Source organism: Streptomyces sp. YGL11-2 (assembly GCF_050054615.1).
GTDB lineage: Bacteria > Actinomycetota > Actinomycetes > Streptomycetales > Streptomycetaceae > Streptomyces.
In genome coordinates this window covers 1-11,810 of the sequence record NZ_JBNHIN010000099.1, presented here as the reverse complement: position 1 = coordinate 11,810, position 11,810 = coordinate 1, and the positions used below count along the sequence as shown (strand labels likewise).

The window sequence follows — 11,810 nt, the reverse complement described above, 5'->3', positions numbered from 1 at the left end:
TCAACCGTGGCGGTGACCGCCAAGCCAACCGCGCGCTGCACACAATCGTGCTGGTCCGCATGCGTCACGACCCACGTACTCGCGACTACGTCGCACGACGCACTCTCGAAGGGCTCAAGACGACGGACATCTTCAGATGCCTCAAGCGCTTCGTCGCACGAGAGGTCTACCACCACGTCACGAGCGCATTCAGCAGCACACCATCGACTTCCCCAGTGACTTGACGTCTATAGGAGCTTCAGAGTCAAGCTCGGGTGAGGAACTCTTCGATGGCTGTCGCGATCTCCTCGGCATGGGTCTCCAGGGCGAAGTGGCCGGTATCGAGGAGGCGGATGACGGCGTCGGGGAGGTCGCGCTTGAACGCCTCGGCGCCGGCAGGCAGGAAGAACGGGTCGTTCCGGCCCCACGCGGCCAGGAACGGCGGCTGGTGCCGCCGGAAGTACTTCTGGAAGGCCGGGTAGAGCTCGACGTTGGTGTGGTAGTCGCCGAAGAGATCCAGTTGAATCTCGTCGGCGCCGGGTCGCGCCAGGTACGCGTCGTCAAGTGTCATGCCGTCCGGGGAGACCGCAGTCGGATCGGCTGTACCGTGCGTGTACTGCCAGCGGGTGGTGTCAGGCGACAGGAAGCCGCGCAGCGCGTCGCGGTTGGCCGGCGACCGGTCCTGCCAGTAGGCACGGATCGGGTTCCAGCCCTCGCTCAGGCCTTCCTCGTAGGCGTTGCCGTTCTGCGAGATGATCGCGGTGATCCGCTCCGGGTGCTTGGCCGCGATCCGGAAGCCGGTCGGCGCGCCGTAGTCGAAGACGTAGAGCGCGAAACGGTCCAGGCCGATCACCTCGGTGAAGCGGTCGATGACGCGCGCGATGTGCTCGAAGGTGTAGTCGAAGTCGTTGCGCGGCGGCATGTCGGACTGGCCGAAACCGGGCAGGTCGGGGGCCACGAGGTGGAACCGTCCGGCCAAGTGGGGGATGAGGTCGCGAAACATGTGGCTTGCGCTTGGGAAGCCGTGCAGCAGTAGCAGTGTCGGGGCGTCGGCGGGACCGGCTTCGCGGTAGAAGATGCTCAGGCCGTCGACGTTTGCCGAGCGGTAGGCGATGGAGGTCATGGTGTTTCTCCCTTGAATTTTTAACTGGTGAAGTATCTTTAGTCCGGTTACCTTCTCGGCTTGATCACTCGGTCTCCCCGGTCGGCGACACGCTGCGAGCGGCGTCCAGGATGATGTCCACGACGACGTTGGGGGCGGTGACCATCGGCGTATGGTCGACCGGCTTCGACACCTGGCGGGCCGACATCCGCTCGGCCATGAACCGCTGGGTCTCGGGGGCGATCATGCGGTCCTCCTCGGCCACGAGGAACCAGCTCGGCCGGTCCTTCCATTGCGGTCGCTGGACCTCAACGGTGATGTTGGATAGGGCGATCGGCCGCTGGACGGCTGCGAGAACTGCCTGCTCCTCGGTGGTGGCGCGCTGCGCGAACGCGGCTGCGAACGTCTCCTGCGGGAGCCAGATCAGGCCGTCGGGGTCGGGGTCGAGCACGGGGGCCTTCGGGTGCGGCTCGGCGCGGCCGAAGACGGCGGCGACCGTCTCGCCCTCGTCCGGCGCGAGCGCGGCGACGTACACGAGGGCTTGCACCTTCGGGTTGCGCGTCTCGGCGATCACGGCGCCGGCATAGGCGTGGCCGACCAGCGCGACCTGGCCTTCGACCCGATCGAGGGTCCGCTCCAGCGTAGCCACGTCCTCCGCCAGCGACGTCAACGGCAGCTGTGCCGCGACCACGTTCGCACCGGCATCCCGCAGGGGGCCGATCACCTTGCTCCAGCTCGAACCGTCCGTCCAGGCACCGTGTGCGAGCACCACGGACATGCTGTTCAGGGACATTTCCCACTCCTCTGGATCCGGTCGCCTCGAAGCTCAGCACATAACCGCCTTGGCGACGTTTTGAAGGTTATGTAGCTGCTTGTAACTTGTCAAGAGCCGACAGAGTGGTTACTCTCGATTCGAGGCTGACATCGACCCATGGAGTGTGTTCCGTGTCGGACCACCAACCGCCGGCCATCTTCATTGCCGACGCGCTCGGCCTGGACTTCCTGAACTCGGTCGCCACCCCGGCAGGTGCCCAGGTCGACTGGATCGCCGACGGCGAGGGCCTGATGGCATGGCTGGACCAGGCGGAGCTGGTGCCGGCCGAGGTGCTCGAGAAGCTGCGAGCGGAGGCCATGCCGGGGGAGATGGACCTTGTCGCCGCCCAGGCGAGAACCCTTCGGGAATGGTTCCGGGGGTTCGTCAACGTGCGGAAGGGGCAGGCTGTCCAGTCCGAGGACGCGCGCGATCTGGACCCGCTCAATCAACTGCTCGCGCGCGATGAACAGTTCGTGCGGATCGTGGCCGGCGGACCTGCAGGCCCCAACGGTCTGGAACTTCGCACGGAGCGCCGATGGCGGACACCGGAGTCGCTGCTGCTGCCCATCGGGGAGGCGCTGGCCGGGGTCGTCAGCCAGGAGGACTTCACGAACGTCAAGGCGTGCCAGGGGTCGGCCTGCACACTGGTGTTCGCGGACCACACCCGGAGCCGTGCTCGCCGCTGGTGCAGTATGGCGACCTGCGGCAACCGCGCGAAGCAAGAGGCTCACCGAAACCGCGCCAAGGCACCACGCTGAGGTCGGCGACCTCGCCCGGGGCACCGCTGGTTCCGTAACCGCCTGGTGGCCGCCGTCCTGGCTCCGTCGAGGACGGGGGACGACTGCCGTTAGTGCTGCAAGCGCATCCGCGTGACGATCTTTGTTGCGGCTCGCTGGCGTGACTGTGTGCTGATGAGCTGACGGTTGAGCAGGTCGAGTCGTGGTCCGAGGGCATGGCCGGGCTGCATGGCTGGGAGAGGGTGGCGGACCAGCCTTGCGCCGCGTATGCCCGGGCCTTGCGAGACGAGGGCGCGGAGATCTTGTCGTCGCTGCGGGGAGTGGGCACCTGGGCGTTCGCCGATGGGGCCACCGCCCTGTCCGACACGGCCGAGACCGCCTCCGAGCACACCTGCGAGACCTGCGGGAGCCCCGGCCGTATCCGCCTGCGCGGCGACGGGCGGGCCTGGATCAGTGCCCGTTGCGATGGGTGCGGCTCTTGGCCACACCCAAAGTTCGTGGCCGCTGAACAGAGTTCACCTCTGCCCGCTCGACAGGAGCACACCACTATGACCACCAAGACCGCGTTGATCACCGGGACCAGCCGCTCGGTCGGACTCGGCTTCGCTGTAGCCCGCTAACTCGCCGAACTCGACTACCACGTCGTTCTCACCGCGTGCGACGTCTCTCGTGCGGAGCCGCTGGCCGAGCAGCTGCGCCAGGACGGGTATGCGGCAACCGCCCTGCGTCTGGACCTGACCGACCAGGCTGGCATGCGCGAGGCGGCCGACTACCTCGACCGGCGCTTCGGTCATCTGGATGCTTTGATCAACAACGCGAGTGACATGCCCGACTTCAGGGTCCTTTCCGCGCTCGACGCCGATCTGGACGCGGTGCGCTCGGCGATGGAGGTTGACGTGATCGGCCCGTGGGGACTGGCCCAGTCGATGCTGCCGCTGCTGACCGCCGCGCCCGCCGCGCGGATCGTGAACGTCTCGAGCCTGTCCGCACTCCAGATCGCCACCGGGCTCGATCTCGGCGCGAGCCTGCGCGCCCCGGCGCACTCGATGGCCAAGTACATGCTCAACGCCCTGACTACCATCCTCGCCCGCGCCTTCACCGACACCCCGATCCTCGTCAACGGCGTCGACCCTGGCGATACCGCCACCCACCCCGAACGCGGCGACGACGACAGGGACCGCCCGGCCGCGGAAAGCGCACGCGGCGTCGTCTGGGCCGCCACCCTGGCCGCTGACGGCCCCACCGGAGGGCTCTTCCGCGACGGACAACGCCTCATCTGACACAACCCGCGGCTCGCAACCACCAGGGATTGCCCTGAACGACGTCACTGCGAAAGAGCCGCACCCGTTCGAGGCCGCCCCGGGCTGTTCATTCCAGTGGTGGACGTGGTTCCAGGACTCGGGCGGTGAGGGCCGCCAGGTGAGTCCGCAACTGCTCTCGGGTCATCCGCTGTTGACCGACGAGGTGTTCGACGAGGTCGGCGCGGGTGGCAGCGAGCAGAGCGTGCGCAGCGAAACTGCCGTCAGTGAATCCGGGAATCTGCTCCAGCGCGGCCTGGAGCGTGCTGTGCCACCGCGTGTAGTGGTCTGCCGCATAAGGGCTGCCACCGCCGGTTCCCTCCAGTGCCAGGGCGAGATGGCGGTTGTCGATCTTGAAGCACAGGACAGCGTCGAGGAGGGCGGGCACGCGCTGGAGTGGCGGGGTGGCGGGCCCCAGGGGCGGTGCCCCCTCTTCGATGGCGAGCCTGATCGGTGCGAGCCGCATCTCGTACAGCGCGTGGATCAGGCCGGTGCGGTCACCGAAGCCGCGGAAGAGCGTGGCCTTGCCGACGCCGGCCGCCGCCGCGATGTCGGCCATGGTGACCTCCTGAGGGCTCGCGCAGCGAGCGAAGAGCGTGTCGGCGGCCGCGAGGACGGCCTCACGGTTGCGGGTGGCGTCCGCGCGTGGTTTGCGTTCGGGCATGAGGTTCCTCTGTTTGCAAAGCGGACCCATGGTCCGTATCGTTGCCGCGTGAAGCGGACCTGGGGTCCGCATCGTACGGGATGGAGCAACCCATGACCGCGAGCACCGCACCGGTGGACCTGTACCGCCACGGCCTGCAACTCCTGCTGGACAAGGACATCCCCGCGTGGGTCGACTTGTGGGACGAGAACGGGATCTTCGAGTTCCCCTTTGCGCCGGAAGGCTGGCCGAAGCGGCTGAAGGGCAAGGCGGCCGTCGCGGAGTACATGCGCGGCTACCCCGACCGCATAGACCTTCACGACTTCCCCTACGTCGAGATTCACCAGACCGTCGCCCCGCAGACCATCGTGGTCGAGATGCGTGGTGTGGGCCGCCTGGTGGACACCGAAAGTCCCTTCGACATGTCCTACATCGCCGTTGTCACCGTCGAGAACGGCCTCATCACCCGCTACCGCGACTACTGGAACCCACTCGCCGTCCAGAACCCCGCCGCCGACTTCACTGGGAGCAACTGATGAACAAGCCTGGGGAGTTCACCCTGGTCATCGGGGCCACCGGCACCACCGGAAGCCGCGTCACCGCCCAACTGGCCGCCAGGGGATGGCGAGTCAAAGCAGCCAGCCGACGCGCCATCCCGGTGGACGGATCCTGTCCCGTGCGGTTCGACTGGGACGACCCTACGTCCTTCGCAACCGCTCTCGAAGGCGCGGACCGGGTCTATCTCATCCCGCCGCTCGGCGCTCGGGACCCGGCAGCGGTCATGCTGCCCTTCCTCCAGCAGGCCCGCGTCGCAGGGGTCCGCCGCGCGGTCCTGCTCAGCTCGTCGGCGATCCCCGCCGGTGGCCCTGCCGTGGGCCAGGTTCACCAGGCCCTGTCCGGTCTGTTCTCCCAGTGGGCGGTCCTGCGGCCCTCGTGGTTCATGCAGAACTTCACCGGCAACCACACGCACGCCCGAACCATCAGAGCCCACGGGACCATTCACACGGCAACCGGCGAGGGCCGCGTCGGGTTCGTCGACGCCGACGACATCGCCGCAGTCGCCGTGCACGCACTGACCAAGGCGCAGGCCCCGAACACCGACCTGATCATCACTGGGCCGCAGGCGCTGAGCTACGGCGATGTCGCCACCATCCTCACCCAGGTCACCGGCCGCACCATCACCCACTGCCAGTTGACCTACGAGCAGATGCGCGACCGCCTTGCCGCCGACGTACCCGCTGAGTTCGCCGCGATGCTCGCCGGCATGGACCATGCCATCGCCGAAGGCGCCGAGAACCGCACCACCGACACCGTCCAACGCCTCACCGGCCGCCCACCGCGCACCTTCCGTGCTGTCGCGGAACGGGAAAAGGACCGCCTCCGGAGCTGACATCCCCGCTTCCATCATCCGTGACCAAGTTCCAACTAACGCGTCCAGGCTCAGCACCAGGGGGAACACCGATGTTCAACTGACCAGCTCGAACGCTCACTGGCCAACTGAAGCAGTCACAGCCGGGCCCGGACTACTTCCACGCCGCTCCGGGGCGTACGACGCGAACCTCAACACACGGCCGCCCGCACCAACACGCCCGGGCTATTCCTCGGCGGCGCTCGGGTCGCGCAGCGGGAGCAGGGACCCCTCCCCATGACTGGGGACAATGGGGTAGCGGCCATGGCCCCAGGTCCTCCCGCTCGCTGAACCGCCGGACGGCGTCGAGCGCCTCGGCAATCTGGCGTTCGCCGATCAGGGAGGCATCCAGAAGCCCCGTGTGCAGGGCGATCGGGCTGACAGTCCAGTTCATCGCCTGCCGGGCCGAGTTCTGATCGAAGCCCAGTGCCGCGGCTTCCTCGATAAGGGTGGCAGTACCGAGGTCGATGGCATCGCGACGGCCGGATCCACGACTCGCAACTGGCTGGCCCCGAGCATCCAGGGAGTCGGGTCACCTGGGGTGGCAACCGGCCCTCGGGAGGCTGCGTCTCCTCGACTGCGAGGACTCGGCGTGCCGGACGGAACGGAAAGGGCAGTCGATGTCGAACGGAACTCTGTGGGCGGTGCTGTGCGCTGTGGTGGCCGTGCTGCTTTTCGGCTTCGCGTGGCGGGAGGCGGCCGTGGTGCGTCGGCTGCGGCGGGGTGGCATTGCCACGCGGGGTGTCGTGGTCGACAACACGCAGGTCGCCGATGACGACGGGCACATCTGGGTGCCGGTCATTGCCTTTCACGACCAGCAGGGACACCGCGTGGAGTTCTCACCCCGGATGCGTGGAACCGGGATGGGCCTGGCGACTGGGCGGGAGGTTCCGGTGGTGTATGACGGTCGGCACCCCCAGACGGCACGAGTGCAGGTGTGGCGGCACATGATGGGGCCGGCGGTGTCCCTGCTGCTCGGCGGAATGGCCTTCCTCGGCGCCGCCATACTGATCGTCCTGAAGAACTGACCACGTCAGCCGGGCAGTGGCCCATGGCGGTGCCGCGAACGGCCCCGGCATTTTCGGCTGACGTCCTTCCTCTCCGACCGTGCATCGCCATGTCACACCAGGGCAGTCAAGTCGCCTGGATCGCTGTCGGCGTCCGGGGGCGAGCGCATGCCCTCCTTCTATCGGGAGCTTGTCGACCATGCGTAACCGGGTCTTTCCTCGTCGGTCCGCTGCGGCGTTCGTGGCGTCGGCCGTCGTCGCCTCGCTTCTCTCCACTGCCTGTTCGCGCGGCGGGGATGCGGCGCAGGCACCGTCCTCGTCCGCTGCCGCGTCGACCGGGATTGACGCGGTGCCGGGGAATCCGGCCGAGGGATCGTCCAAGGTGACGCTTCCGCCTGTGCACGCGGACTTCGACTATCAGCTCGGCGGTCCCTATACCCCGCCGGCCGGGGTGTCCGTCGTCGTCCGTGACCACACGGCGCCGCCCGCCCGGGGGCTGTACAACATCTGCTACGTCAACGCCTTCCAGGCCCAGCCGGGCGCGGAGAAGGAGTGGGATGCCGACCTGCTGCTCCGTGACAAGGCCGGCGCGGTCGTCATGGACAAGGACTGGGGGGAGGCGATGCTGGACGTGCACACCGACGCCAAGCGCAAGCGGATCGCGTGGAAGGTGAACGCCTGGATCGACGCATGCGCGGCCAAGGGCTACACGGCCATCGAGCCGGACAACTACGACAGTTACACGCGCGTGCCCGACGGGCTGCTCACCGCGAACGACGCGAAGGCGTTTCTCTCCCTGCTCGCCGCCCACGCCCACGCGCAGGGCCTGGCCATCGGTCAGAAGAACACGGCGGCGCTCGCTCCGGTCCGCAAGCAGGTCGGCGTCGACTTCGCCGTGGTGGAGGAGTGCGGTCAGTACGACGAATGCGGAGACTACGCCGCCGCGTTCGGCAACCACATGTTAGTGATCGAGTACACCGAGCAGGGCAGGAACAAGGCGTGCCGGGGCTGGGGCGACAAGATCAGCATCGTCCGGCGGGACCTGCACCTCAAGCCTGCCGGTGACAAGGACTACCACCGCGAAACCTGCGGCACGCCCTGACGCACAGGCATCCGACGCCCGGCTCGATCCACTCTCTCCCGGCCCACTCCGGACGCCGCCCGATCAGCAGCGCCCGCACCTCGGCAACGATCTCGGTCCTGCGGCAGGAACCGGGGGAGGACGGCGAACTGCCTGGGCGAACAGCTCTGCGGTGTCTGGTACTTCGACGACCTGGTCGCCCTCGCTGACGGACACGGCGCCGGGCCGCGTGGTGGTCGCGGCGGACGAGGGCCCCACGAACCCGCTGATCGGGTCGTTCGTCCGGATCGCGACGGCCGCCTCCCGCGACTGAGCCGGACGGCTCCCTCAGCCGCGGACCGCGGCGACGGCCTCGTCGAAGGCCCGCTCCATGTCGATCGTGCCACCACTGCGCACCCAGGCGTCCGTTGCGGCCTCCGAACAGGCGAGGGCGCAGGCGGCGAGCGCGCGGGCCCGCACCTCGGTCATCGGGTCCGCGCTCGTCCCCAGCCGTCGCACGATGTCCGGGACGAGGAGATCCGTCCACTTCTGACGCTTCTCCAGTTGGCGCGCCCGGAGGGAGGGCGAGGCGTGCAGCATGCTGGTGATCTTGAGGAAGTCCTCCGGTGAGTAGGGGAGCGAGTCGAAGAGCGCCTTGAGGGACGCCCGAAGTGCTTCCCAGGGCGGTTCGCCGGCTGGACGCGCCTCCAGCGCGGCCTGCAGAGCCTCGCCGTGCTCGGCGTGGTCGCCGAGCACGATGTCCTCCTTGGTGCCGAAGTAGCGGAACAGTGAGCGTCGCGACATACCGATCTCGCCCGCGATCTGCTCCATGGTGGTGGCCTCGAATCCACGCTCAAGGAACAGCCGCATCGCCGTGGCGACGATCTCGGCCTGCACAGCTCGCCGGGTGCGCTCCCGCAGCCCCGTCGGATTACCCGCGCGATGGTCCATGGCTCCGTAGCCTACCGCGTTCTGCACTCAGTACCAGTCTGGCACTGTGTGACAGATTCGGCGTACAGTGCCAGTGCAGTGTCACCACCGAGAGTGCCCACCGCTTCCCGGGAGCAGCCCATGAGCACCGTCGACTACCACGGCCAGACCACCCTCATCACCGGCGCCAGCGCCGGCATCGGCGCCGAGTTCGCCCGGCAGATGGCCGCGCGCGGATCGGACGTCATCCTCGTTGCCCGCCGCGCGGAACGGCTGGAGACGCTGGCCGCCGAACTCACCGCGGCTCACGGCGTACGGGCCGCCGTCATCCCGCTCGACCTGAGCCTGCCCGCCGCGGGGCGGAGCCTCGCCGAGGAGGTGGCGCGCCGTGGCCTGGAGGTGACCAGCGTGGTGAACAACGCCGGATTCGGCACCTTCGGCCCGTTCCACACCGAGGACCCGCAGCGGCTCGGCCAGGAGATCAGCGTCGACATCGCGGCCGTCGTCGACATCAGCCGGGCATTCATCGAGCCGCTGCGGACCGCCGGCACCGGAGTACTGGTCAACGTCGCAAGCATGGCCGCGTACTTCCCCATCCCGAACATGGCCGTCTACGCGGCGGCCAAGGCGTTCGTGCTGAGCTTCACCGAGGCCCTGTGGCACGAATCCCGTGGCACCGGGCTGCGCGTGCTCGCGCTGTCGCCCGGTGCGACCAGCACCGAGTTCTTCGACGTCATCGGCACAGATGCAGCGGACGGCGGCAGCAAGCGCCAGTCGCCCCAGGAGGTCGTGGCCACCGCGCTACGGACGCTCGACCGCCGCACACCACCGCCGAGCGTCATCTCCGGCCGCCTCAACCGCGCGATGGCGACCCTGGGCCGCGCCGCCAGCCGACGCCGCACGGTCCGGTTCATGGGATCCACGACCTCCGCCCGCCGACCGGTGCAGTGACTGCGTACGGCGACGGGCTTTCGCCCTGCGACGTCACCTGGCCGGGCGGCAATGTGCGTGATCAATACGCCCAGGGCGTGGTCCCGTCGGGATCATCTCCGGTCCCCGGCTCCGGGCCGTCGGACATAGGCGCGTACTTGGCAGGGGTTTGGCTGTACTACTGGCTCTTGGAGGTCCGGGCGAAGTGGCTGCTGCCGGCGAACTGCCAGTGGGCGGTGAGTTCACAGCTGCTCGGCCGGCCCGTCGATGTTGGGAGTTCGAACCGAGCCCGCTCGAACCTGCGGCGGCGGACGTACCCGACGACGGTCTCCTCGGCGGACGCGAACGCCCGCTGCAACGTCCATACAGAGGCGCTGAGTTCACGGGCTGGCATTGGCAGGGAGAGATCCGGATCGGTGAGTCGGCTGTCCGCGAGGTCTTTCGCCGCCTGAGCTCGGTGAGGCCCAGCCGAGGCTCGGTGAGAGGGGGCGGCGGCTCGCCCGGTGGGCTCTGATCTCGGCTGATGTTCTTCGAGTTGGAGGCTCGTTATTCCGGAGAATGCCGGGGAGATTCCGGCGCCGGTGGTGTGTTGTACGTAGTTGAGCAGGCGAGGGCGCAGGCTGAGGAGTGGCGGTCGTACGACTGGGGCGGGGCAGGCGATTGCGCACCATAGGCCGGCGATTCGAGCCCGATCAACTTCTGCTGAAGTAGTGGCCCTCGTCCAGGCCCGCGATGAGGCCCTGGTGCGTCGGCTGCCACCCGAGCAACTCCTGAGTGCGGGTGCTGGACGCCTGCACGTCGAGGCCAAAGAGGAGGACGAGCCACCCGAAGTGCTCCTCGGCCGCGGCGGGGGCCACGGACACGGCCGGCTGGCCGAGGCCCCCGACCGATCGCCTCGGCGATGGCGCGGGTCGGCACGCCTTCCTCCGCGACGCCGTGCAGGACCGATCCCGCCGGGGCGCCCTCTACCGCGAGTCGGAAAAGGCGCGCGGCGTCGAGCCGGTGCACGGCGGGCCAGTGGTTGGCGCCGTCGCGGATGTAGCCGGAGGCGCCGTGCTTGCGGGCCATGCCGACCAGGCGCGCGACGAAGCCGTGGTCGCCGTCACCGTGCACCGTCGGTGGGAGTGGGCGCTCCAAGCCCGCTTGGGAGTACGCAGACCGGGCGTACGGCGCGTCCCCGCAGGCATCCCGTGGTCCTCGGGGCGCACCAGTGCGCGCCGGGCCCGCAGGAACTCACTCAGCCGTTTCGTGTGCATGCCCACCAACGTAGGGGCAGGCACCGCAAAGAAGGTGGCCCTGCCACACCCACCCGGTTGGCTCGATCAACAGTTGCCTGAGGCTGAGCCGGCCGCATCCACGAACAGTGCAGTCACCGGGGGATTTGCCAGGGCAGCATCGAGGTGTTTCCGGGTAGGGCCCCTGGTCATGCCGTGGAACACGTGGGGGTGTACGCCGCCGGCGGGCTTCGGCGACGGTTCAGTCGGTCGAAGTAATCGCTCGGGTGACGGCCGTGATCGCCGGGGTGGGGCGGCCGGGGAGGCGTGCTACGAGAACCCGCCGGATCGCGGGGGCGCGCCCCCGCGTTCTCGACCAGCGCGCGGATGGCGCGAGTGGAGGCTGCGGCCGTGCGGGTGACGGAGGAGCGCATGACCGGGCCGGAGCTCACTTCTCTTACCTGCGGCATGAACCCCTCGATCAAACGGGCCATCGCCACCATCCCGGAGGGCGCACGGCAGCGGATCCGCTATCCCAGGGCGATCGTCGATCCCCATACCGGCGAGCTGATGTCTGACGCGGAGGTCGCGGAGATACCCGCCTACACTCAATGCCGCTGTTTTAAGCGTTGAGTTTGATTGTTCGCCTGGTCGGAGTGGGTTTGGAGGCCGGGACGATGGTGACGGC

General features: G+C 68.5%; 14 protein-coding genes and 2 pseudogenes. 10 read left to right on the top strand and 6 right to left on the bottom strand.

Features of this window, described 5'->3' with window-relative positions:
* Nucleotides 1-224, top strand: a pseudogene (locus tag ACO1BR_RS42735) (IS110 family transposase); the annotation flags it as partial.
* A gap of 20 nt (nt 225-244) precedes the next feature.
* On the opposite strand, the gene ACO1BR_RS42730 reads toward ACO1BR_RS42735, so the two are convergent.
* Nucleotides 245-1,102 carry an alpha/beta fold hydrolase gene (locus tag ACO1BR_RS42730; protein ID WP_426800525.1) on the bottom strand — a complete coding sequence of 286 codons (858 nt, stop codon included), beginning with the start codon at nt 1,100-1,102 and terminating at the stop codon, nt 245-247.
* Between the two features lie 64 nt (nt 1,103-1,166).
* Nucleotides 1,167-1,874, bottom strand: coding sequence for an alpha/beta fold hydrolase (locus ACO1BR_RS42725; RefSeq protein WP_426800524.1), 708 nt, complete (start codon nt 1,872-1,874; stop codon nt 1,167-1,169).
* A gap of 152 nt (nt 1,875-2,026) precedes the next feature.
* On the opposite strand from ACO1BR_RS42725, the gene ACO1BR_RS42720 reads away from it, so the two are divergent.
* Together ACO1BR_RS42720 and ACO1BR_RS42715 are read left to right on the top strand one after the other, a co-directional pair.
* A complete protein-coding gene (locus ACO1BR_RS42720) occupies nt 2,027-2,653 on the top strand; it encodes a CGNR zinc finger domain-containing protein (protein WP_426800523.1) in 627 nt (208 codons plus the stop codon).
* A gap of 611 nt (nt 2,654-3,264) precedes the next feature.
* Nucleotides 3,265-3,912, top strand: a pseudogene (locus tag ACO1BR_RS42715) (SDR family NAD(P)-dependent oxidoreductase); the annotation flags it as partial.
* 88 nt (nt 3,913-4,000) lie between these two features.
* Here the strand turns inward: ACO1BR_RS42715 and ACO1BR_RS42710 are convergent.
* Nucleotides 4,001-4,594 carry a TetR/AcrR family transcriptional regulator gene (locus ACO1BR_RS42710; RefSeq protein ID WP_426800522.1) on the bottom strand — a complete coding sequence of 198 codons (594 nt, stop codon included), beginning with the start codon at nt 4,592-4,594 and terminating at the stop codon, nt 4,001-4,003.
* A 92-nt stretch (nt 4,595-4,686) separates the two neighbouring features.
* Between ACO1BR_RS42710 and ACO1BR_RS42705 the strand changes: the two genes are divergently transcribed.
* From ACO1BR_RS42705 to ACO1BR_RS42685, 5 genes are all read left to right on the top strand, one after another.
* A complete protein-coding gene (locus ACO1BR_RS42705) occupies nt 4,687-5,109 on the top strand; it encodes a nuclear transport factor 2 family protein (RefSeq protein WP_426800521.1) in 423 nt (140 codons plus the stop codon).
* Entirely contained in the window at nt 5,109-5,963 is an 855-nt protein-coding gene (locus tag ACO1BR_RS42700; RefSeq protein ID WP_426800520.1) for an NAD(P)H-binding protein, read from the top strand. The genes ACO1BR_RS42705 and ACO1BR_RS42700 overlap by 1 nt, the downstream gene beginning before the upstream one ends.
* 638 nt (nt 5,964-6,601) lie before the next feature.
* Nucleotides 6,602-7,009 (top strand): DUF3592 domain-containing protein, encoded by a 408-nt coding sequence (locus ACO1BR_RS42695; protein WP_426800519.1) that lies wholly within the window; start codon nt 6,602-6,604, stop codon nt 7,007-7,009.
* A 178-nt stretch (nt 7,010-7,187) separates the two neighbouring features.
* Entirely contained in the window at nt 7,188-8,090 is a 903-nt protein-coding gene (locus ACO1BR_RS42690; RefSeq protein WP_426800518.1) for an endo alpha-1,4 polygalactosaminidase, read from the top strand.
* Nucleotides 8,091-8,241: 151 nt separating this feature from the next.
* Nucleotides 8,242-8,382 carry a hypothetical protein gene (locus ACO1BR_RS42685; protein ID WP_426800517.1) on the top strand — a complete coding sequence of 47 codons (141 nt, stop codon included), beginning with the start codon at nt 8,242-8,244 and terminating at the stop codon, nt 8,380-8,382.
* 14 nt (nt 8,383-8,396) lie between these two features.
* Here ACO1BR_RS42685 and ACO1BR_RS42680 read toward each other — a convergent pair whose 3' ends face one another.
* The gene (locus ACO1BR_RS42680) at nt 8,397-8,999 is read right to left on the bottom strand and encodes a TetR/AcrR family transcriptional regulator (RefSeq protein ID WP_426800516.1); all 603 of its coding nucleotides are present in this window, start codon (nt 8,997-8,999) and stop codon (nt 8,397-8,399) included.
* 120 nt (nt 9,000-9,119) lie between these two features.
* Between ACO1BR_RS42680 and ACO1BR_RS42675 the strand changes: the two genes are divergently transcribed.
* Entirely contained in the window at nt 9,120-9,929 is an 810-nt protein-coding gene (locus tag ACO1BR_RS42675; RefSeq protein ID WP_426800515.1) for an SDR family NAD(P)-dependent oxidoreductase, read from the top strand.
* Between the two features lie 157 nt (nt 9,930-10,086).
* Here ACO1BR_RS42675 and ACO1BR_RS42670 read toward each other — a convergent pair whose 3' ends face one another.
* Together ACO1BR_RS42670 and ACO1BR_RS42665 are read right to left on the bottom strand one after the other, a co-directional pair.
* On the bottom strand, nt 10,087-10,302 hold the full coding sequence (locus tag ACO1BR_RS42670; RefSeq protein WP_426800514.1) for a hypothetical protein: 216 nt from the start codon (nt 10,300-10,302) through the stop codon (nt 10,087-10,089).
* 298 nt (nt 10,303-10,600) lie between these two features.
* On the bottom strand, nt 10,601-10,771 hold the full coding sequence (locus tag ACO1BR_RS42665; protein ID WP_426800513.1) for a hypothetical protein: 171 nt from the start codon (nt 10,769-10,771) through the stop codon (nt 10,601-10,603).
* 738 nt (nt 10,772-11,509) lie between these two features.
* On the opposite strand from ACO1BR_RS42665, the gene ACO1BR_RS42660 reads away from it, so the two are divergent.
* Nucleotides 11,510-11,755, top strand: a complete 246-nt coding sequence (locus ACO1BR_RS42660) for a hypothetical protein (protein WP_426800512.1) — start codon at nt 11,510-11,512, stop codon at nt 11,753-11,755.
* Nucleotides 11,756-11,810 lie beyond the last annotated feature (55 nt).

Bases quoted from the DNA above. Each gene is read 5' to 3' on its own strand.
- ACO1BR_RS42675 (WP_426800515.1), top strand. From the start codon at position 9,120: ATGAGCACCGTCGACTACCACGGCCAGACCACCCTCATCACCGGCGCC.
- ACO1BR_RS42700 (WP_426800520.1), top strand. From the start codon at position 5,109: ATGAACAAGCCTGGGGAGTTCACCCTGGTCATCGGGGCCACCGGCACC.
- ACO1BR_RS42695 (WP_426800519.1), top strand. From the start codon at position 6,602: ATGTCGAACGGAACTCTGTGGGCGGTGCTGTGCGCTGTGGTGGCCGTG.
- ACO1BR_RS42705 (WP_426800521.1), top strand. From the start codon at position 4,687: ATGACCGCGAGCACCGCACCGGTGGACCTGTACCGCCACGGCCTGCAA.
- ACO1BR_RS42690 (WP_426800518.1), top strand. From the start codon at position 7,188: ATGCGTAACCGGGTCTTTCCTCGTCGGTCCGCTGCGGCGTTCGTGGCG.
- ACO1BR_RS42670 (WP_426800514.1), bottom strand. From the start codon at position 10,302: ATGCCAGCCCGTGAACTCAGCGCCTCTGTATGGACGTTGCAGCGGGCG.
- ACO1BR_RS42710 (WP_426800522.1), bottom strand. From the start codon at position 4,594: ATGCCCGAACGCAAACCACGCGCGGACGCCACCCGCAACCGTGAGGCC.
- ACO1BR_RS42730 (WP_426800525.1), bottom strand. From the start codon at position 1,102: ATGACCTCCATCGCCTACCGCTCGGCAAACGTCGACGGCCTGAGCATC.
- ACO1BR_RS42680 (WP_426800516.1), bottom strand. From the start codon at position 8,999: ATGGACCATCGCGCGGGTAATCCGACGGGGCTGCGGGAGCGCACCCGG.
- ACO1BR_RS42660 (WP_426800512.1), top strand. From the start codon at position 11,510: ATGGCGCGAGTGGAGGCTGCGGCCGTGCGGGTGACGGAGGAGCGCATG.
- ACO1BR_RS42725 (WP_426800524.1), bottom strand. From the start codon at position 1,874: ATGTCCCTGAACAGCATGTCCGTGGTGCTCGCACACGGTGCCTGGACG.